General features: G+C 38.6%; 20 protein-coding genes. 10 read left to right on the forward strand and 10 right to left on the reverse strand.

Features of this window, described 5'->3' with window-relative positions; translation table 11 throughout:
• Positions 1 to 10: 10 nt before the first annotated feature.
• Positions 11 to 1,417: a hypothetical protein gene (locus tag R2Q85_RS03060; protein WP_316810272.1), complete on the reverse strand. Its 1,407-nt coding sequence runs from the start codon at positions 1,415 to 1,417 to the stop codon at positions 11 to 13.
• Between the two features lie 369 nt (positions 1,418 to 1,786).
• A complete protein-coding gene (locus R2Q85_RS03065) occupies positions 1,787 to 2,509 on the reverse strand; it encodes a glycosyltransferase family 2 protein (RefSeq protein ID WP_316810273.1) in 723 nt (240 codons plus the stop codon).
• A gap of 418 nt (positions 2,510 to 2,927) precedes the next feature.
• Between R2Q85_RS03065 and R2Q85_RS03070 the strand changes: the two genes are divergently transcribed.
• From R2Q85_RS03070 to R2Q85_RS03080, 3 genes are all read left to right on the forward strand, one after another.
• On the forward strand, positions 2,928 to 3,776 hold the full coding sequence (locus R2Q85_RS03070) for a hypothetical protein (RefSeq protein ID WP_316810274.1): 849 nt from the start codon (positions 2,928 to 2,930) through the stop codon (positions 3,774 to 3,776).
• A 21-nt stretch (positions 3,777 to 3,797) separates the two neighbouring features.
• The gene (locus R2Q85_RS03075; protein ID WP_316810275.1) at positions 3,798 to 4,652 is read left to right on the forward strand and encodes a beta-1,6-N-acetylglucosaminyltransferase; all 855 of its coding nucleotides are present in this window, start codon (positions 3,798 to 3,800) and stop codon (positions 4,650 to 4,652) included.
• Positions 4,653 to 4,824: 172 nt separating this feature from the next.
• The gene (locus R2Q85_RS03080; protein ID WP_316810276.1) at positions 4,825 to 6,042 is read left to right on the forward strand and encodes a glycosyltransferase; all 1,218 of its coding nucleotides are present in this window, start codon (positions 4,825 to 4,827) and stop codon (positions 6,040 to 6,042) included.
• A gap of 91 nt (positions 6,043 to 6,133) precedes the next feature.
• Here R2Q85_RS03080 and R2Q85_RS03085 read toward each other — a convergent pair whose 3' ends face one another.
• Positions 6,134 to 7,747, reverse strand: a complete 1,614-nt coding sequence (locus tag R2Q85_RS03085; protein WP_316810277.1) for a glycosyltransferase family 39 protein — start codon at positions 7,745 to 7,747, stop codon at positions 6,134 to 6,136.
• 64 nt (positions 7,748 to 7,811) lie between these two features.
• Here R2Q85_RS03085 and R2Q85_RS03090 point away from each other — a divergent pair, with 64 nt between their 5' ends.
• The 5 genes from R2Q85_RS03090 (at position 7,812) to R2Q85_RS03110 (ending at position 14,068) form a co-directional block, all read left to right on the forward strand.
• Positions 7,812 to 8,513, forward strand: coding sequence for an HAD family hydrolase (locus R2Q85_RS03090; RefSeq protein WP_316810278.1), 702 nt, complete (start codon positions 7,812 to 7,814; stop codon positions 8,511 to 8,513).
• Positions 8,506 to 9,549 carry a UbiA prenyltransferase family protein gene (locus R2Q85_RS03095; protein WP_316810279.1) on the forward strand — a complete coding sequence of 348 codons (1,044 nt, stop codon included), beginning with the start codon at positions 8,506 to 8,508 and terminating at the stop codon, positions 9,547 to 9,549. Before R2Q85_RS03090 ends, R2Q85_RS03095 begins: the two co-directional genes overlap by 8 nt.
• 23 nt (positions 9,550 to 9,572) lie before the next feature.
• A complete protein-coding gene (locus tag R2Q85_RS03100) occupies positions 9,573 to 11,015 on the forward strand; it encodes a GMC oxidoreductase (protein WP_316810280.1) in 1,443 nt (480 codons plus the stop codon).
• 1 nt (position 11,016) lies between these two features.
• A complete protein-coding gene (locus tag R2Q85_RS03105) occupies positions 11,017 to 11,454 on the forward strand; it encodes a hypothetical protein (protein WP_316810281.1) in 438 nt (145 codons plus the stop codon).
• Positions 11,455 to 11,677: 223 nt separating this feature from the next.
• Positions 11,678 to 14,068, forward strand: a complete 2,391-nt coding sequence (locus R2Q85_RS03110) for a TonB-dependent receptor (RefSeq protein WP_316810282.1) — start codon at positions 11,678 to 11,680, stop codon at positions 14,066 to 14,068.
• Between the two features lie 15 nt (positions 14,069 to 14,083).
• Here the strand turns inward: R2Q85_RS03110 and R2Q85_RS03115 are convergent, their stop codons facing one another.
• The gene (locus R2Q85_RS03115) at positions 14,084 to 15,604 is read right to left on the reverse strand and encodes an MFS transporter (protein ID WP_316810283.1); all 1,521 of its coding nucleotides are present in this window, start codon (positions 15,602 to 15,604) and stop codon (positions 14,084 to 14,086) included.
• A 92-nt stretch (positions 15,605 to 15,696) separates the two neighbouring features.
• Between R2Q85_RS03115 and R2Q85_RS03120 the strand changes: the two genes are divergently transcribed.
• A complete protein-coding gene (locus R2Q85_RS03120) occupies positions 15,697 to 16,542 on the forward strand; it encodes an AraC family transcriptional regulator (protein ID WP_316810284.1) in 846 nt (281 codons plus the stop codon).
• 162 nt (positions 16,543 to 16,704) lie between these two features.
• Here R2Q85_RS03120 and R2Q85_RS03125 read toward each other — a convergent pair whose 3' ends face one another.
• From R2Q85_RS03125 to R2Q85_RS03145, 6 genes are all read right to left on the reverse strand, one after another.
• Positions 16,705 to 17,646: an Rpn family recombination-promoting nuclease/putative transposase gene (locus R2Q85_RS03125; protein ID WP_316810285.1), complete on the reverse strand. Its 942-nt coding sequence runs from the start codon at positions 17,644 to 17,646 to the stop codon at positions 16,705 to 16,707.
• Positions 17,647 to 17,924: 278 nt separating this feature from the next.
• On the reverse strand, positions 17,925 to 18,230 hold the full coding sequence (locus tag R2Q85_RS03130) for a serine hydrolase (RefSeq protein WP_410478831.1): 306 nt from the start codon (positions 18,228 to 18,230) through the stop codon (positions 17,925 to 17,927).
• Positions 18,231 to 18,241: 11 nt separating this feature from the next.
• Positions 18,242 to 18,568, reverse strand: coding sequence for a serine hydrolase (locus R2Q85_RS24580; RefSeq protein ID WP_410478832.1), 327 nt, complete (start codon positions 18,566 to 18,568; stop codon positions 18,242 to 18,244).
• Between the two features lie 162 nt (positions 18,569 to 18,730).
• Complete coding sequence (locus tag R2Q85_RS03135) at positions 18,731 to 19,285, reverse strand: alpha/beta fold hydrolase (protein WP_316810287.1); 555 nt, start codon at positions 19,283 to 19,285, stop codon at positions 18,731 to 18,733.
• A 90-nt stretch (positions 19,286 to 19,375) separates the two neighbouring features.
• Positions 19,376 to 20,056, reverse strand: a complete 681-nt coding sequence (locus tag R2Q85_RS03140) for a type 1 glutamine amidotransferase domain-containing protein (protein ID WP_316810288.1) — start codon at positions 20,054 to 20,056, stop codon at positions 19,376 to 19,378.
• Between the two features lie 330 nt (positions 20,057 to 20,386).
• Entirely contained in the window at positions 20,387 to 20,743 is a 357-nt protein-coding gene (locus R2Q85_RS03145; RefSeq protein ID WP_316810289.1) for a hypothetical protein, read from the reverse strand.
• A 306-nt stretch (positions 20,744 to 21,049) separates the two neighbouring features.
• Here R2Q85_RS03145 and R2Q85_RS03150 point away from each other — a divergent pair, with 306 nt between their 5' ends.
• Entirely contained in the window at positions 21,050 to 21,643 is a 594-nt protein-coding gene (locus R2Q85_RS03150) for a DUF6266 family protein (RefSeq protein WP_316810290.1), read from the forward strand.
• Positions 21,644 to 21,708: the final 65 nt, after the last annotated feature.

The following is a 21,708-nucleotide window of genomic DNA, read 5'->3' on the forward strand; positions in this document are numbered from 1 at the left end:
TTTGTCCAGGCTACTCTACAGCGCCAATTGAAGGTGAAGATGGTCTAGAGGTGCCATAATAATCATCTTTTAGCAACGTATCATATCTGCCGGTTCCTTTAGCAGGTGAAGATGAGCTGAGCTTAAAAGAGCTTTCATCTACAAGACCCGCTTCTTTAGAACTTTTAAAGTAAACGTTATTGGATTCAGTTGCTTTCAAATCTGATTGCTGACCTGCTATATATGCCTTATCTGAACCTACAGAATAGAGATTAAATGCCAGGTTATTAAATACGTCACATTTCCCACCATTTAAACTGTAAACGTCAATTACATTACCTTGCCAATCTTTATTCAGATTAATATTACCAACAGTATTATTAAATACTTTTGCATTGGTATAGGTGCTTTTTCCAGGTATTATAGTATAATCAAAGGCCTGGACCTCAAAACCTGAATATTTACGGGAATTTACAACAATGTTATTGTAAATGAGGATTTCTTTAGGTGTAGTCCCAATTGCATGTCCCCATGCCCTGATCGCATTTCCGTAGTGGTTAGTGATTTGATTGTGATGAAATTGCCCATTTCCACCCAACATGAAAATTCCAGGATGACCGCTTGTATAATCTGTGTTAACATTATTTACAACATTATGATGAACATTATAATTTTCCGCATTCTGAGCATATATAACATTTCCCACTCCAGGTGAATTTCTAAAATTAACGTAACCTACTTCTAGGTTCTTGATTACTCCTGTAATCGATTTTGGATTAGCCACATCAATATAGCCTCCACAGGCTAGTAAAGCACTGGTATTGTCACAGTCGATGTGAAGAAACTTTAGATCCTCTGAATAAGAATCAGGGGTGCCATCATATACTTTTTCGCGAAGAAAGACCATTACTAGATTTCCAATATTCTTAAAAGATACATATTGAAAAGTGAACTTATTCAGCGGTTGGCTTTCGTCTAATTTTATTGCTCTATAGCTAATGTCCCTAAAAATAAACCCATTAGTTATACCTGAGGTTCCGTCCCCAGAAAACGTAACATTTCTAAGGTTTGAAAACACAGACTGCCCATTGGTAACCTCAACTAGTCCGTTATTTTTAACATAAACGGGGTTAGCTTCATCCTGTACAAAATTCACCACGTTTATTGTTGAATAGTTTCCTGCTTTAATTTTGAAAAGCGTTGGGCCATTAATTGTAAAGGTTTTCCCGTCAATGGTCAAATTCCCAGAACCAGTACCTATCTCATAGGTTTGGGTAAAGGTTGGATCGGTTGGCGTGGGATCAGGATCTTTTGGAATCACTGGTACAGTGATTTCCGGAGTTGTTTTTGTTTCTTCTATAACCGCTTGCTTCTTACATGCAGGTAACCATAAAATCACCATACATAAAATATAATACATCCTTAATTCTTTTGCCATAAATATAGTTTTCTTTTTAATTAATCCCTTGAGAAAACGAATATGCAACAAAAAAATATAAAAAATGTCGTGGTTGGAAACTGATAGCGGGACGTAAAATTATTAGTTCTTCAAAAAAGTGCTCTAAATTGCAATGGGGAATGTTTTTCCCGATTAGGGGTTGGTTTAAAAATTTTCAATATGACATTATTATGACTGAACTACGTTATTTAACCAAATAGAAGCTTATTGACATTTACATTGTAAATTAAATGTTACTTGGCTGATGAATAACAAGATTGGCATAGTTATATTATATTAAAAGTGGGTATATATTTCTACGATGCCTTAATTTAAACTTATCTTAAGTTAATTTTGAATCGAAGATGTTTACATAAACCTTCCCACTAGAAGCTTGAAATAAAAGTAAGGCAATAGCAAAGGATTTTCTTTTTTTAAGTGGGTTTTAACCGCATTATGCAGCGCAAAACCGGTATCAACCGTGGCAGTCTTATTAGTTCCATCAGAGTGAAACGTACCCAGCATAGCCTCAACCTTTGCAATTTTAAAAAGTTTATATGCTTTCAGTAAAAACCATATATCCATTGAATAGTGATTATCGACAGGAAAATCACCAATCCTGATTTGAACTTTACGTTTGTAGTAATAGCTGACTGGGTTATTAGGAAATAGATTTTTCCAATATAATAGAATATCCCGATATCTGGCCGAAGGATATCTGATTAGCTGCTCATCAGGACTTAAAAAAAGCAGGTTACCGACGATCATGTCTATCTTGTCTGATTCTTGAAAAGCAGCTACTACTTTCTTAAAGGACCCAGGTGCAAATTCATCATCCGCATTTAAATAAACAATCAGATCTCCTGAACTCATATGAAAGGCTTTATTCATAGCATCTGATTGCCCCTTATCTTTTTCAGATACATAGATCAGGTGTTTATGTTTATTTAATATAGTAATTGTTTCATCATTTGATCCACCATCAACAACAATATGTTCGTAGTTAGTGTAATCTTGATTTAATACACTTTGAATAGCCCTTTCAAGATATTTTCCTGAATTAAAGGATGGTGTTAATATACTTATCTTCATTAGTTTCTAATTGTTGCAGCTAAATAATAAAATTGCAGGCCCTATAGTGTTTTAAGACATTTTATAACAGACAACAAGTATACTTATTTTTAAGTGAAAATTATCAGATAACAGGCTACAAAGGCAAATTATTTCCCTTCGTGCTGGTTTATATAAAATCATTTAATTCTTCTCTAAGTTTAAGCTGGAATACTTGAAAGCTCAATCGTATTTTGTATACTTGAATAAAAATTCTGGGTATTTATGACGTTTAAATTTTATGATAAGTAGAAGCCTTGTATATCTTTCTTATGGGAACGATCATGAATATAGAAGGACAATATTTAGCATCTTCAGTTTCTTTTTCTGGTGTAAAGATCTTTTGGATACGACACGGGTTGTTATCTATACAGATTCCCCTGCTTATTTTCACCCGTATTTGAAAGACAAAAAAATAGATTTTTTTTTTCTTACACCTGAAACCCTGGAACTTATGGCTGGTAGTCAAAATTTTCTACATAGAAGAAAAGTTTACGTAATCAGTCTTAATTTTGAAAGATATCCAAATGAAGATCAGCTGTTTATAGATTCAGATACTTTTTTTACTGCTGATGCCAGTCAATTTTTTAACAAGATTGAGCCTGGAAAAAGCTATATGCACAAACGAGAATATAAACTTGAAGGAGCATTGAATCTTTTTAGTTCTTTTAACCAAGGACATTATCCAGCAGCATTTATCAGTTATATTTCGGGTAAAAATTTTATGATAGGAGGAGTTTTAGAGAAATTCAATAAATATGATTATAGTTGGAATTCAGGATTTTTAGGTTTAGGCAAGGATTTTGCAGGGTATATGTCTGATGTATGCAGGTTGACTGATGATTTCTATGCAAATTCCAGATGGTTTATTAGTGAACAACTTGCGTTTTCATTAATTCTGCAAAAAAAAACTCAGATCAGGCCTGTAGAAAAATATGTAGTGCATTACTGGGGTAACAGACAAAAAAGAATGATGGATGATCTGATTGATAATTTATTTGAATCGAAATCGATGGTGCGATTGCATGAGTTGTCTTATATGAGGGGTTTGACAAGTAAATGGAAAAAGAAAATCGAATTAGACATGCTGCTGGAGCAAGCAGTTATATCACTTGGTAATGGACATTTTAAATATGGAATAAAGAAGAGCCTTCAAGTTCTAATGTGTTTTTCATTAGATCCCAGCGTTTATAAAGAATTGTATGCTGTGATTAATCAAAAGTTAAATAAAAGAATTGTTAAACAATAATAATAGATATAATTTCTCTAAATGCGTATAGCTCATATCTTAATTGCACATAAAAATCCTGTTCAATTGGAACGGTTGCTTAGAAAGATGCAGCATCCGGAATTTGACTTCTATATACACATTGATAAAAAAGTTGATATTCAAAGTTTCCTGTATTTAAAGGGCTTAGCCAGGGTTGTCTTTATAAAGAAAAGAGTAATATGTAATTGGGGGGGCTATAGTACTTTGCAGGCCATGTTAAATTCCCTTGAAGAAGTTCTAAGTAATGGCGTTGAATATGGTTTTTACAATCTATTAAGCGCTCAGGATTATCCAATTAAAAACAACCAGTATATCTATGATTTTCTGTTGCAAAATGCTGATAAGTCATTTGTTTACTACGAAAATGAAAATGAATCGAATTGGTGGCACAATGCGGTTCAGCGCTTTCAAAAGTATCACTTAACCGATTTTAGTTTTAAAGGGAAATATTTTGTCGAGAAAATGATTAATAAATTGCTTCCAACACGTAGGTTTCCGCTACCGTTGAAACTTTATGGAGGAAGCAAGGCCAGCTGGTGGACAATTAATAAGGTAAGCGCAAATTATTTAATCAATTACTTAAGAAGAGAAAATAAATTGAGTAATTTTCTGAAATTTTGTTGGGGTACTGATGAATTTGTCATTCCAACAGTATTGATGAATTCTCCTTTGAAAAGTAACATAATAAATAATAACCTGAGGTACATTAATTTTCCTGAAGGACGTGCAAATCCAGAAATTTTGAAATTGAATGACATGACTAATTTAAGAGACTCAGGTATGTTCTTTGCCAGAAAATTTGATATCGATGTGGATTCAACAATATTAGACCAAATAGATATCCTTACAAAGTGATTTAACCTAATGATTTTTGGCTAACTTAACTTTTATTGATCAACGTTATTATTAATTTATAAACTCGCTTTATCTGTTTAAAAGGAATCATTTTTTTTAAATATTAACTTAATAAAAAAAATATTATTTTGATTTAAAGCTGTATTATTGTATAAATATTATTTAGCAGTAAATGCTCCAAGAACATTTCAAAGTAGCCCATATAAGCACCTACCAGGGAGGAGGTGCCGGTCTTGCAGCATATCGCCTACACAACAGTTTGCTAAAAGCCAATATTAATTCCAAGTTTTTGTCAGGTCATCAAACAGGAACTAGTAAGGATCGCGAACTTATCGAATCAATTCAGTGGAAATTGTTTTATAGGATATTAAGCAAGCTAGGCATTCCTATTCTTAATGTACATAAGAATAATCGAAAGGTAGCACAACTAAATGGTAAATTTGAGAAGATCAGCTTTCCGGATCAAGACAATAGAATCGAAACCCTGGAGACCTTAAATAATGCGGATATCATAAATTTGCACTGGGTATCAGATTTAATTAACTATAAAACATTCTTTAAGCAATTTAAAGATAAGCCAATCGTTTGGACATTACATGATATGGCACCTTTTCAGGGAATTTTTCATTATAAAAACGATTTACTTAATAATAACGCTTATATCAAGATCGAGCAACGGGAAGTGGCTAATAAAATCAAGTATTTAGCTGGGTTAGAAAATTTACATATAGTCACTCCTTCAAAATGGCTGCTGTCAGAATCTGAAAACAGTGAATTGTTTAAGAGGTTTCCACACCATTTGATTCCTTATGGGCAGCCGTTAAATGACTTCAGGATGCTGGACAAAATTATGGCTAAAAATGCACTTGGTTTGGAACCAAATATGCCAACTTTAATTTTTGTCGCGGAGAACCTAAGTAATATCAGGAAAGGCGTGCAGATTTTAATGGATGCTATCCATAGTTTGCCTGAAAATTCGGTTCAGATCCTAACAATAGGAAACCACCCTATAATATTTGCCAATCAGCCTCACCGAAATTTGGGCTTTATTTCGAATGAACAAATTATCAGTTTAGCCTATAGTGCCGCAGATTTATGTATTTTACCGTCATTAGAAGATAATTTGCCAAATGTAATGCTGGAATCCTTTGCATGTGGTACACCTGTATTGAGTTTTAAGGTAGGAGGTATGCTGGACTGGATTGACGGAGAAAAGATGGGTTTTTTTGCAGATGAAATAAATTCCAAATCGTTACGGGAGGCAATCCTGGATTTTGTAACTGGAAAAAGGTCTTTTGATTCTTGGGAAATCAGAAAACTTGCTGAAGAAAATTTCGATGAAAAGATACAAAGTACAAGATATATCAGTCTATACAACTCTATACTTTAACTAAAGTATTTAATACAACAAGTGCATTTTTGATAAGGGCATGTAAGGTTGCCAATTGAAACTTATACTTAGAATTTTTGATTAAACTTATCTAATTTTTAGTATTTAACTCAAATAAACAGACTGTAACATCTTTGTATCTTCTGCTAGTTACTTGAACACCAATTTTGCTGAGTTGCAAATAAATGTTCTTTGTAGGAGATATACGGGTTTTATAATACCATTCCGGGGTATCTATAAGATCACCAATATCTGTTAAAAACTGACTGTTATAAATCAACCAAACTCTTTTCTTTCCTGAAAACCGATTAAAATCCAATTTCAAATTTTGATTATATTCCTCAATATTCCTGGAGGATTTTCTAAAATCACGTCCTGTAATAGCCTTATACTTGAAATGGCCGTTATTCCTGTACACTTTATAACCTGGTGCATTATTCCAATAATTATAAACCGCGTCTCCATTCTGGAAGTGATTGTTGATATAAGTCAAAGCTTCCCTCTGAAATGACTTTTTATGTTTGTAAAAGGTTTCTGGTTTAACTATAAAGTATAAGGCCTGACAAAATGGAGAAAAAACGATCAATGCCATCAGCATATATTGATAGCGTTTTATTTTTAATTGACCATACTGAAAGCCTGTTGCTATCAGTAATATGAATATTGGTGCCAGAAACAGCCAGAATCTTTCAATAAGTGGGTATAAATATAAACCTGATGCCAGCAGGGTTAGTAGCACCGGAAAAATAAGTACATAAAAGCCTTGTTTGTTATTCTTGTAAATAGCGTATATACCTGCAAATAAAAATACTAACGGAATAATTGTCAGCACCGCGGCGGTTGTATTTGTATTAATGTGATTAAAATTCCAGTTCAGCCCTAAAGGATAATCCATCATGCCCATAAAATTTCTGGGGAACCATTTCAGATCTTCAAAGGAGTGGGGAGGGAGGGGCATAAAATTACCGTAGACTTTAAAAAAATATACCACCCAGTCAGACTCCTGTTTACGTGTAAACAAAATATAGTTGAGTAAAAAACTGCCTAACCACATCATAAAAGGTGCAGCATAAAAAAAGAGACTTTTCCAGTTTTTTTTGAGCATATGGTACAAACCTACTCCAGTTGCAATACCCAGTAATATAAAAATAACCGAAAAGGAGAACCAGATTAAAAGCGCTCCTGATAAGCCCCACAAGATGTTATACTTCCATTTCAGGTTATCGTAATATCTCGTAAACAAATACAAGGCAATTATGGTAGCCAGAAATTCTGTAGCATATTGTTTAATCTCTACACTATGATAAACAATTGCCGGAGCAAAGGCACATATGGCTATCGCGATAATCTGTCCAGTGGGATTAAGCAGGTTTTTACACAATTTGGCGAATAAAAGCAAGGCAGAAATTCCTGCCAGCAACGGGATTAACCTTAAAGCCAGTTCGTTAAATCCCAGTAAACTTACCGCACTTTTTACCAGTATTAAAAATCCTACAGGGGCCTTTTGCCCATATTCCAGGGTCCCGGTGAAAATATCTGTAAAGCTTAGCTGAGGAAAGCTGGAACATAAATACAATTCATCCAGCCATAAGGACCGGTTATAGAAATAATGGAATAGTCTTATTCCTATTCCAAATAACAGAATTAAGGCGATGATAACAGATTTGTTTGCTTTAATCAACTGCTTACTGATCAAATTATTCATTATTGAATTTTTAATAGGGTGCAATATCGAATTTTTTGATAATTTTATTTCTTAATTAATCGAATTGGAAGATATTTTATGGGATGAGCTGGAACTGGTCGTTTTTGATGTAGATGGAACGTTATATGGTCAATCCAAACTGAGAAAAATCATGCTCTTAAAACTGCTTTTATACTACATGTCCAGGCCTTGGAAATGTAAGGAGCTCTTAATTCTGTATCATTTCAGGAAAGAACGTGAAAAAAGAGCTGGATATAAGGGACAAAATCTTGAGGAAGAACAATATCAATGGTGCGCTAAAAAAATGAACATAAAAGTAGATGCGGTAAAGCCTGTAGTTAATCAGTGGATCTTTAATACTCCAAATCAATACCTTAAAAAATGTATCTATCCTGGTGTTCTTGATTTTTTAGCTGCATTAAAAACCAAGGGAATAAAAACAGCCGTTTATTCAGATTATAATTCTAAGCTAAAACTAGCTCATATGCAAATTAAAGTTGGTCTGGAAATCAGCTCAACAGATGAAAGAATAAATAGTTTCAAACCCAATCCGGAGGGCTTAAACCTTATTCTAACCGCAATGAGTTTAACAGATAAAACGAAATGTTTATATATCGGAGACAGGTATGAGCTGGACGGAATTTGTGCAGCACGTACCGGAGTTCCTTTCCTTCTGGTGAACGAAAGCATTGCAATAAAAGATTTATATCATCAACTTGCAGCAAAAATTACTAAGGGTATTGACAAAAATACGAGCGATGATTGAAAGAACCATTTTAAAAGACGAATTGCCATCTTTGCAAAGTGAAACCATACCAAAACCAGCTAAACTGGCTGAATATATTGCTATTGCCAGGCCAGACAACTGGGTAAAGAATGTGTTCATGGTGCCCGGAATGTTGTTTGCACTGTCGATTTTTAATACGCCATTTACATCGGTTTTAGCCTCAAAAATTGTTTTAGGAGTGATCAGCATCTGTCTTGTTGCTTCTGCCAATTATGTCATCAATGAATATCTGGATAGAGGATTTGATAAGTATCATCCTTTAAAAAAGAAAAGGTCATCTGTAGTTACGATTATAAACCCGGTTTTTCTTTATACTGAATATTTCGTTCTAGCTGTTATAGGTTTGTCATTGGCTTACCTGGTTTCTCTTAAGTTTCTGCTGATGGCAGGCTTTCTGCTATTTATGGGTTTAATTTACAATGTTAAGCCATTTAGAAGCAAGGACAGAGTTTTTCTAGATGTGTTAAGTGAATCGGTTAATAACCCAATCCGTTTTGCAGCAGGATGGTTTATTTTTACACCATCTCTTGGGGTACCCAATACCAAATGGGACCTGGATTGGATCAATACCTTCCCCCCAGTTAGTATCATCATCGCCTATTGGATGGGGGGCGCATTTTTAATGGCAACAAAAAGGTTTGCAGAATACAGATTAATCGCTAATCCGGAAATTGCTGGCCAATACCGCCGGTCTTTTAAATTTTATACAGAAAACAGCTTGCTGGTTTCCATGTTTTTTTACGCCATTACCTCTGCATTTTTTTTAGGGATATTTTTGATTAAAGACAGGATTGAGCTTCTGGTAAGCTTTCCTTTCTTCGCGCTGCTTTTTTCCTGGTATCTCAAAATTGGATTGTTAAATGACTCTCCGGTACAAGGATCGGAAAAGTTATACACCAGAAAGTGGTTCATGCTGTACCTGGTATTATTTACCATCTTACTTTGTATTTTGATGTTTGTGGATATTCCCTGGCTACATTGGTTTTTACAGAATGCAAATAATTATAACTATTAGAGCTGCTAACCTTAATATTTTGAATGAAATATAGTCATTACGATCTGGTTGTTGTAGGTACCGGTTTTGCTTCCAGTTTTTTTTTGAAGAAGTACCTTTCTAAACCGGGTTCGCAACATAAAAAGATACTTATTTTAGAAAAGGGCCATTTTTATCCGCATGCAGAGCGCTTAAACGTGGAAAGGGGATTAAAGTCTGCTTATCAGCAATATGCTTCACCATGGCAAGATAACATTGTCAACTTAAACGATAAAAAAGTATGGCAGTTTACCACTGCCCATGGAGGATCATCCAATTGCTGGTGGGGCTGCACACCCCGGTTTATGCCCAACGACTTTAAACTGAAAAGTTTATATGGTGTTGGACAAGACTGGCCAGTGAGTTACGATGAGCTTGATCCGTATTATTATGAAGCCGAAGAGCTCATGTCTGTATCCGGACCGGAAAATACCCCTTTTCCAAGAAAGGGGAAATATCCGCTGCCAGCACATACTTTTAGCCTGGTTGATAAAATACTGCATAAAAAATATGGCAATCAATACATTAGCCAGCCTACAGCCAGGGCAAGCCGGCAATTGGCCCATAGAAATGGCTGCATGGCCTACAGCACCTGTCATACCTGTCCTGTAAACGCCAAGTTTACCATAGAAAATGGAAATATGGGTGTTTATGAAGATCAACGTGTGGAGATTGCCTATGGTTGCGATGTTTATAGTCTTGAAGTTGTAAATGATGTAGTGAAAAAAGTGTTATTCCAAAAAGATGGAAAGGAGCTGTCAGCATCGGGCGAAGTAGTGGTACTGGGGGCTAACCCATTTTTCAATTCTAACATTTTGCTAAATGCGGGGGATAAAAATCCTTTGACCGGTAAGGGAATAGGAGAGCAGCTGGGCATGCAGGTGCAGATTTATCTGGAGGATATGAAAAATGTGGGGGGAAGCAGCTGGGTTAATGCAAACGGGTATATGTTTTATGATGGTGATCACAGAAAAGATTTTGCGGCATGTTTGATCGAGGTAAATAATGCCCCTTATTTTATCAGGGTAGAAAGAGGCAAACATTTAAATGTAGCCAGTTTCAGGCTGGTATTTGAAGATTTACCCATCAATAGCAATCATGTGGCCACTACATCAAATAAACTGAAACCTGAAATTCATTTTAAAGAAAGGTCTGCATATGCCTTAAAAGGCATAGAAAACATGAAACTGAAATTGCCAGGCGTACTGTCCTGTTTGCCTGTAGAAAAAATTATATACCAGGATACAGAGCCCAATGAAGGTCATATTATTGGAGGAACGCGGATGAGCAATGATAAAAACGATGGTGTAGTAGACAAGCACATGATCCATCATCAATACAGAAACCTATTTGTTTTAGGAGCAGGTGCTTTTACTACTTATGGCCCATCTAACCCTACGCTCACTTTATCGGCCTTATCTTTATTCGCTGCAGACAAAGTATTTTAAAATGGAAAGAAGAAAATTTATAACGTTAGCAGGAGTTGGGGTAGGATTATGTCTCATCCCTGCGTCACTTTACGTCGTAGGATCTGATCTGAAAAAATATGCAGCCCTAATTCTAAAACGGGAGCTCCATTATTTAAAGCTTGAGCCAGAAGGCTTTTCTGCTTATATAGAGGATTATTTTAAATCCATTAAAAATGACACGGTTACTACTTTGAAATGGAAAATTCTGTATTATACCAAATCTAACTGGGAAAAATCCGATAGTGTACGCGACCTGATCAAATATTACCTTTTATCGAGTGATTTCTTTATCAATAAAACAGATGAAACTAAGGTTGTGAATTACCTGGGAATGTTTAATTCCTACAAAAGCCCGGTACCTAATCCTTATTCTTTTGTGCTTTACCCTCCAGATCAGATACCTGAGCCCACCAGTTAAAATTTCTGCCAGACCTTTTTGCTATTACCCCAGCATAATTCCATTGGCATAAAGCACACAGCAAACAGATTGCGTGCATATAGCTTCGGAAAGATGTACCCAATCTCCGAAGCGATCTGCACGCGTTGTGCAATGCCTGTGCCTCGAATTGTTTTAAATAATTTGGTGACTGGGCTGATATTCTATAGATTTGCATTGATTGGAATCAATCTAAATAATGTACATGAAAAGAAAACTACTTTACGCTCTATTCTCTATTTTGATTGCACTCAGTACTACTACATTTGCCCAGGAGGGTATAATCAAGGGGAAAGTACTCACTTCCGAAGGTAAGCCCGCTCAAAATATATCGGTACAGCTGCTGGGAAAGAAGCAGGGGGCCTCAACCGACAATAAGGGTGCTTATCAAATCTATGAGCTGAAACCAGGGGATTATATCATTAAGGTTTCGGCCGTTGGTTTAAATCCGCTTCAGAAAAATATCAGTGTTGCTGCTGATGAAGTTGTGGAGCTTAATTTTAGCTTGAGTGAAAGTTACGCCCAGCTACAGGAGGTGATCATCGGAGCTGGCCGGACCAATAAATTCTCGAGGGCTGCAAGCGTAACGGTTGCAAAAATGCCTTTAAAAGATTTGGAAAACCCACAGGTATACACCTCGGTAAGCAGGGAACTGATCCTTGACCAGATGATTGTAATGTATTCTGATGTGTTAAAGAATGTACCTGGCGTGATCCTGCAATTGCAGAACAATGGAAACGGCCCGGGTGGTACGGTTGCCATGCGGGGTTTTACGAGCGCTTCATTCTTAAGGAATGGGGTGCCGGGGATGACAGTTGGCTATATTGATCCGGTAAACCTGGAAAGTCTGGAAGCCATAAAAGGCCCTTCCGGTACATTATTTGGCAGCAGTTTAACTTCTTTTGGTGGTTTGTTTAACCGGGTAACCAAAAAGCCGCATGATGTTTTTGAGGGGACGGCTGCTTATTCGGTAGGCAGTTATGGCCTGAGCAGGGTTACGGCTGATGTAAACGTACCTTTAAATGCGGATAAAACTTTGCTGTTCAGGATGTCTGGTGCCAAACATAGTGAAGGTAGTTTCCAGGATGCGGGTTTTTTGGGATATACCTTTGTATCTCCATCCCTGACGTATAAGGCAAGTGACCGCCTGACGGTTTTTCTGGATGGGGAGTACATGAAAGGTAAGAACAACGGTTTTTACCGCTTGTTTGCAGATGCTTCCAATGCTACTGGTGTGCATACACCTGCAGCGCTGAACTTTGATTTTAAACGCAGGTTTGTAGGGGATGATATGGAAACTTTTGTGGCTACCGGTAATTTTTATGCCCAGGCGGATTATGAAATGGGTAAAGGCTGGAAATCGCAGACAAATTTCTCTTATTCCAGTACAGATGCCAGCGGTGCATCGGCTTATTTGAGTATGGCGCCAGGTAACCTTTTACTTACCCGAAACGCAACTTTAGCTATGTACAGCAAAAATGCCATGATTGATTTACAGCAGAATTTTACCAGCGAGTTTAAAATTGCTGAACTGCGCAACAGGTTGCTGGTTGGTTTCGACTATCTGCGTACGGAGGCCCGCGCGAGCACTTCTTTTGTAGCTTTTGACCAGATTGATGCCATCAACCCTACAGGGGCAGCTTATGCCCAACTGACCAAGATTGCATTGACCGACCGGGTGAAGGGGGCCACGCCTAACAAAACCCGCTCTTCGCAAAGCACATATAGTGCTTATGTGCAGGATGTGCTGGATATTACCAGTGGATTGATGGCCTTGTTAAGTTTGCGTGTAGATCGTTTTGAAAGCAGGGGAACGTTTAACCTGAATTCACGCTTAACAACCGGTAAATATGACCAGACGGCCTTTGCCCCCAAGTTTGGCCTGGTATACCAGCCATTAAAAGATAAACTGTCCGTATTTGCGAACTATATGAACGGTTTTCAGAATGTTGCCCCCGTAACCCAGCCAGACCAAAGCATCAGTACTTTTAAACCCAGGCAGGCCAACCAGACTGAAGGGGGTGTAAAGTTGAACTTGCTGGATGGGAAGCTGACCAGCACCATGAGTTATTACTACATTAAAGTAAACAATACCGTACGGATAGATCCGGATCGGCCTGGGTTTAGCCTGCAAAATGGTAACCAGCTGAGTAAAGGATTTGAGGCTGAGGCCGTATTTAATCCCATACCTGGTTTTAACCTGTTAGCTGGTTATGCCTATAATGATAGTAAATACTTAAAAGCTTCGGCCAGTGTGGATGGTTTACGTCCGGAAAGTGCCGGACCGAAAACGCTGGTGAATGGCTGGGTAAGTTATCGTATCAGTGAAGGTGCTTTAAGAGGTTTTGGTTTGGGCCTGGGTGGTAATTATGCAAGCAGTAATATTACAGCCATATCAACCAGCAGCTTATTTACCTTACCGGCTTATACGGTTATCAATGCTTCTTTAAGTTATGACCAGCAGAAATACAGGATAGGGCTTAAGGCCAATAACCTGAACAATGAAAATTATTTTATTGGCTGGGGAACTACAATCCCGCAAATGCCCAGAAATTTTATCGCTGAGTTTGCACTCAAATTTGGTGGGGTTAAATAATAGAGGGTAACGTAATTATTTATGCTGTGATCGCGGCTTAAATATAAAGAAACTAACCAGTGCTAGGAAAATGACCCCAATTCCGCTGAACAAGGTCAGTAGTTGAAAACCGCCGGCCAATGCACTATGTGTAATGTCACCTGTGGGGTCCAATGTTTTGATCCCGGGCATTTTTTCCAGAAGGCCAGCAAAATTGCCTGCTGCGATTTTCCCGGCTGCTGAATGGAGTTGAACCTCATCAAAAGTTCCGGAAAATGCACGCTTTAAATGGATGGATACCCCTTTACTTAACAAAAATCCCATCAAAGCGATATTGATCGCCAGGGTGATCAGCCTTGCGCTCATATCTATACCCGAAGCCATACCTGCACGGTCGGGGCTCACTGATCCTGTGGTGGTATTCGTTACTGTAGTATTAGACATCCCCAATCCGATGCCAGACAACAACATGCCGGGCATCATAGTCCAGGCACCGAGATCTGCGGCAAAGATTCCAAACCACATCAGTATAAACCCCAATCCAATAATAAAAAGTCCTAATGGGATTACGATACCAGGACGGTATTTCAGCAGGAGCTGTTCTGCCAGTGGCGGAACCACCAGTGTAGGGAGCGTATAGGCCAGCAGCATCGTACCTGCCATCAGACTGCTGTATCCCATAATACCCTGAAAATAGATAGGAAGATAGATCATGAAGGGCCAAAAACAAAAGTTCATGCCAATAGAGCCGATGATAGCCCCCGAAAAGTCCCGTATCCTGAATACAGTATAATCAAACATAGGCTGCATGCTTGTCTTTTCTGCATATAAAAAGAGCAGGAAAGAACCTGCAGATATCGCCAGGACCAGTAGGGAGTTGATGCTTGTAAACCCCATTTCTGGTCCCTGGGTAATGTAATAGATCAGTCCGAAAACAGCTGCCGAAAGACTGACCATACCTAGGGTATCCAGCCGCTGTATTTGAGTTGACCGTGATTCCCGCACTCCGGCCCACGCAAGTCCAAGGGTAAGTATACTGAGCGGAACATGCACCAGAAAAGCCCATTTCCAGTTTAAAAATGTAAGGATCAGGCCGCCAATCAGCGGCCCGAAACCCAGCCCTACACCAAAAACAATACCCCAGGCGGCAAAGGCCAGGCTGCGTTCGCGCCCCTCCTGGAACTGGTGGGAAAGAATCGCAATCTGGCAGATCAGCATAATTCCCCCGCCAAGCCCCTGCAAAAAGCGTCCGATGATCAGCAGCTGCATGGTAAGGGCCAGCCCGCAAAACAGGGAAGTAATACCAAAAAGCAGAAGACCGGCAATGAAAATACGTTTACGGCCATAACGGTCTGCAAGTGTGCCCGAAGCCATCAGTACCGTAGTGCAAGCAATGGTATAGGCATTCATGATCCATTGCACATCACTGAAATTCCCATGTAATAATTTTTCGAGGGTAGGCAGCAATACCGGCACACTCGAAATTTCCAGTCCAAACATCAACGAAGAGAGGCAAACAGCGGCCAATGTCAGTATATTCTTTTTGTCTTTAAACATAGTTTTTATTTCTGATTCATTTTTAACAAAAATAGACCGGTAAATACATATTCCTTCGGTTCATTTCTATGATAAAAAGGTATGTTTGTATTATGGTTAAACAAAATATGCATCAGCAGGTAGAACTGGAATATCTCAAAACCGATCATTGTCCATTGGGTGACCGGCAGTATAGTTTTTTTGAAATGGTGTATCTTATTTCCGGTAAAGGCGTTGTCAGCATCAATGGCAACCGCATGGCCTATCGCGACGGCAACCTGCTGCTGCTGACGCCAAACGACCGCCATACTTTCGAGATAACCGAAGTAACAGAGTTCCTGCTGATCAGGTTTAGTGACAGTTATATCCGTAGCTACCCCTGGAAAAGCATTCACCACCTGGAATGCCTGCTCTTTTATGCCACTCATTTATCCGGCTGCGTAATGCGCTGCAAGGATGACAGCCGTCTGGTTGAAATGATTGTCGAATCGCTTCTGTTTGGAATGAAGCTTGGGGGAGTTTACCAGCAGGACCTGGACATGAACCTGGTGAACGCCCTGATTGTTATTGCAGCAAGGAACATCTCAAAAATAAGACCTGAAAACGTCCGTACCAACACCGATAAGCGTATCCTTCAGATCATCAACCACATCGAACGTCATATTTTTGTACCAGATCAACTGAGTGCTGCTGCAATAAGTGAGGCTTTTGGGATCTCACAGGCTTACCTGGGGGTTTATTTCAAGAAGCAGTGTGGAGAAACCATCCAAAAATTCATTTCCAGCTACCGGCTCCGGCTGATCGAATGGCGGTTAAAGTTCAGCGACCTGCGGATCAATGAGCTGGCTGATGAATTTGGCTTTGCCGATGGCAGTCACCTGAACAAGTTCTTTAAGAAGCAGAAAGGCATGAGTTTGACTGGATACCGGCAGGGTTTACAAAAGAGTTCCAGCGATTAAAGGGCAGCTGATGGCAATTATAATGTTGGTTTCATAATTGTTATTACTGTATTACTAACGACATTACTTCGTTTAATATAAATTCGCCGGTATAAAATGAGCCTCGATCATAATTAGATAATGCCGTCACGTGTTGTTAATGGTTCCATGGATTTAGAACAGTCAGTACAAAAGGGCTTCGATTTCTGCTGTGGTAAGACCAGTTAAATCTGTAATCTCTTCGATGGACATACCTCTTGCAATAAGTTTGATCGCCATTTCCTTCTTTTCTTCATCAGCTTTTGCACGTTCTTCTTCGCGAGCTCTCTGATCGGCAGTTTTTACTGCGTAATCCAACACATTCTTATTATCCCATTTCCGCTTTAAACTTGCATTGTACATAGCTCGCTCTTCTTGTGTTAAATTGGCATAATTAGCCAGGGTAAATAACCGATCAAATTCCGGGCCGGACAGGTATTCTGGACGCTGTTTAAATTCTGTTAAGTGCTTTAATGCATATAACCATTTATCAAGTTCTGTATACAAATCATCCGGGCCTTTAACAAAGTTAAGCATCTCGATGAACATAAAGCTGAGTTTATCGTAGAATATTTTGCCTGTGTGCCTGTTGGCGAGACAGATATCCTGAACATATTCTGACTTTGGACTGTCTGGCAGATTGAAGTCTTCCAGAAATGCAACCAGGTAAACTTCAGTAAGATTATAAGCCCATTCCTTTCTATTGCCTTTAGGGGCCTGTTCACTTATTGCTCTGGATATATAAAATAATGCCCGCTCTTTAAAGAACTCCTGGTTGCCACGTTGTATTTCTATGATGAATTTGCTGCCATCAGCATCGGTGCAATAAACATCAAATACGGCCCCACCTTCTTCAGCAATCTCACCATGGAATTCATTTTTTCCATATTCAATTTCGGTAATGTATTTTTTGCCTTTAAACAGGTGGTTTAACAGGCCGATTAGAATAGGTTTGCTTTCGTCTGTAGCAAACAATCTCTTGAAAGAAAAATCTACGAATGCATCAATGAAGGTTGTAGGCTTGGTCTTTCTTCTAGCTTTTCTCCTTTGTTTTGACTGTACTGCAGTGCTGGTTTGTTCTGGCATTTTTACCGGTTTAGGTTCAGCAAAGCTACAATGGTTATGATTATGAAATCTAATTTCGGTGAAGATCAGCTCGAAACACTAAAGTTTTATGGATTTACGAAATTTAGTTTGGAATGGGAGGTTTCTGAAGTATGCTTTTCAGGATGAAATTCTGTTACTAATTCTGCACTTGGATCAATAATATTTTATAGCTCATTGACGATCGGTTATGTATATCATATAACTATTAAATATACGCATATTAATTATCCATATAGGTAAGGAAGCCCTTATCCCGGTTACTTTACTGTATTGTCAAAAATTATATTGGCTATACTTAAAACAATATTTTTTAAATATGCATTGTTTGCATTTGTTAAGACAATAACGGCTGATTTACTTTCTATAAAACGGAAGTAACTACTGGTAAAACCAGGGAGCGTACCATTATGGTGGGCTATTTTTAAGTTTTTATATTCATTTACATTCCAGCCATATCCATAATATTCCATAGGTGTCTTATTTGCGGCAGATGTGTTCACCTTATCCTTCCACATCATACCCGAGTTTTGCGGGCTAAGCAGTTGATTGTTTTGAATTAGCATTTCCCATTTTACTAAATCCTTAATCGAAGACATGCACCACTAGGCCGTAATGCCAGATAATCTTGAGCATTAGAAATGCTGTCGCCACTCTTATACACATATCCTGCTGCTCTGTTCTTTACAATTCCTGAAAATGTAGTAGTCCTGGTTTGTAACATATGATTTTTTTTGAATAGCTCATTTTCCATATATGCAGAGAATGACTGTCCGGATAGCTGACGAATAATATCAGCTAACATAAAATATCCGAGATTACAGTAATTCCATTTTGCACCCGGTTCAAAAAGCAATAGTACTGATTTTATCTCCGAAGGATCCTCCGGTTTTACCTTGGGCATTTACCTAATCAGTAATCGACAACAAAGTCATGGCCACGAACAATAAAATCAGACTTCTCATTTTAGTGGGTTTTGCCATACCAGGTTCCGGTAATTTCCTGTGCATAAGTGTAGGTTATTGCTAAAAGGGGGAGGATAGAAAGCGTTTTTTTCATTACGACCTCATCCTTTCGTCAATTCAAGGATGTCTGCAACCATGTTTGGGATAGCTCCATGATAAGAATGGTCTACGCCGGATAATACCCGCCAATGTGCCTTTGGAATTAATTTTTGGTACGCTTTAAACTGTTGATCAGGGATCACTTCATCGTCCGTTGAGTGATAAACATAAATATTGTCCAACTTACTGAGGTTAACCAGGCAATCATCCTCTATTTCATATTCAGAGACATCCCAATTCTGCTCTTTCCAATAGGGAACGCCAAATAAGATCATTCCTAGTATCTTATCAGGAACCGGTTCTTTAGAAAAATGCTTTAATATCACAGAAGCTCCAAAGGAATGACCGAGGAGGATAACTTTGCCCGATAAACTATTGAGATTCGTTACTAAAGCAGTTTCCCAGGCCCTATAAGTGGGATTGTCAGCACCCTTTATGGCTGGCAACAGCATGTTAAAATCATCGCCGAGTTTAGCATTCAGCGCATCTACAATTACTTGCTCTTCCGCTCTTGTTACCTGCCCTGCACCTTGGATCAATAATATTTTATAGCTCATTTACGATCGGTTATGTAGATAATTTGGAATAATTCCTGAAAAGGGAAAATCATGATAAATATAAAAAGAACGTCCGTGATTGAGTTTGCTCTATTCCAGCAGTTCAATCAGGGCTTTGGCGGTAGGCCCTGCTGACAGTGGGTTTTGCCCGGTGACCAGGAGTCCGTCTGTTTCTACATGCGATAAGAAGGGTACCAATGCAGTTTTCACCTCTGCACCGAGTTCTTCAAGTTTAGTCTGAAGCAGGTATGGTACGTTGCCACTACGCCCTACCATGGTTTCTTCGGTATTGCTGAATGCGGAGATGTTCTTTCCTTTAAGAAAGCCTGGCCTTTGCTGCTCCGCGCTGATCAATGCGGCGGGACCATGGCATACCGCTGCGACTGGTTTTCCTGAATCCAGGAAATTATGGATCAGGATCCCGCTGTTGTTGTCTTTTGCCAAGTCCCAGATGGGGCCGTGTCCGCCGGGATAGAATACGGCGTCATAGTCGGCGTGATTGATCTGGTTTAATGGTGTGGTATGTGAGAAGGCAGCTCTGGCGGCTTCATCGTCCTGAAACCTGCGGTTGGCGCCTGTAATGTTTTCTGTTAGTTCGCTCATGGGATCAACTGGAGGGCGGCCGCCTTTTGGGCTGCTCAGGGTAACGGTGTAACCCGCATCAATAAATTCATAATATGGGTCTGTAAATTCTCCCAGCCATACGCCGGTTTTGCTATCGGTGTTTTCCATCTCGGCGTGCGAGGTGAGTACCATTAATATTTTTTTCATAGTTTTTCGTTTGGATTTTTCATGATAATTTGATGTTAGCTTTATTAAACAACAGTTAGATCTTGTATTTGATTGGCAAGATTTAAATTATGACTTAAAGCAACCTGGATCCATACGGGCCGTAAAGAATTGAAAGGGCGCCTGAAAATGTATGGAGATAGTTTAAACACTGGTGCCAGCGCAGATTAACAGCTATTTTTGCAATTTGAGCAGATAAATTAAAAATTCATAAACAAAACCTTATCAGGTTTGTTCTTATGTGGAGAGCGTTAATTTATAGGGAGTTTGATCGAAAGGTCTGCTCCCTTTTTTTATTTGCGTTTAATAGTTTTACTTTTTTCTATTGAAGGAAGGAAAGTTCCAGACAGTGGATGGATCTAATACCTTTGATACATTAACTGCCCGGTCTAATTTTTTCTGAATCTCCTTATTAAATTCATCGGCGGAAAATGCCACCCATTCTTCAATGTTAAAAGTATTCATACAAACCCTTGCTGCTTTACCGTGGTATTTGATGCAATTACATAGTAATTCATAGTGTCTCCAATCTGCATCCGCAAATTCTACATTATCAAAAATAGTAAGGAGCTTTTCAACTATCCGGTTGCGTAAAGCTTCATAGTCACTTTTTAACAGATGCAAAGATTCTTCAACAGTAGGTCTGGTTCTGATTACAATGGTTTCCATGGTTAAATGTACTAATAAAATTAGTAATCAAAAACTAATTCATTAACTAAATCGCTCTAAGCCGGTTAGTTGCAGTAAATTACTTCATATCAAACTCAGTAAAAAATAAAAACATGCAGGTGCTGGTGCCGTATGGCATATCATTCGATTTTAACAGGTAAATTTTTTTATTGCTAATAGTACTTGATTTTCTCTGTTTGCAGTGATTGGATAAGGTTTTTTGGCGCTAAATACCTGAGTGTTAAGTATACACTATGAAAATAAATCTTCGAAATCCTCACCGTGTATTGTGAATTATATATACAATTGCAGAAAATATTCGGAAAGTACAAAAAGGGCGTCCTCGGTCCCTTCAGAGGAAAAGTAGGCACGGTCGTTGGATCGAGCTGGAATGGGGTTTTCTACCTAAAAAGTCTACCAGACTTTGGGGATTATCAACCCTCAACCGCACAATTGAACGTACAGGCCAAAATGGCCTTTGTAACAGGCTTTTTAAAGCCGCTTAAACCACTCTTAAATATCGGTTATCAGCAATTTAACAAGGGAATTACTCCGATGAATGCAGCAACTTCCTATCATTTGAAGAACGCAGTTACTGGTACCAGTGCGTTAAACTACGCCATTGATTATACCAAAGTGATGATCAGCGAAGGTAATTTGCCGGTTGCGGATCAGGCTGAGGTAGCGGTTACTGTTGCAAACAAGCTGAACTTTACCTGGGTTGATGATTCCGATCCGGACAGTACCAATGGAACTGATATGGCTACTGTGCTGGCGATTAACCCGGCAAAGGGTAATTATACCAGGATGATCGGTGCTGCACCAAGATCTGCCGAAACTTTTGTACTGGATTTACCTGGCTACAGGTCTTATCCGCCTATAGCTTTACAGTTGGTCTGATACGGGTTTCCCTTTACAGTTTTTTGGAAGGGTTAATAATTATAAAGTTAATTGTTTTTCATTAA

Origin of the sequence: Pedobacter heparinus, from assembly GCF_032678725.1 — a bacterium.
Classification (GTDB): domain Bacteria; phylum Bacteroidota; class Bacteroidia; order Sphingobacteriales; family Sphingobacteriaceae; genus Pedobacter; species Pedobacter heparinus_A.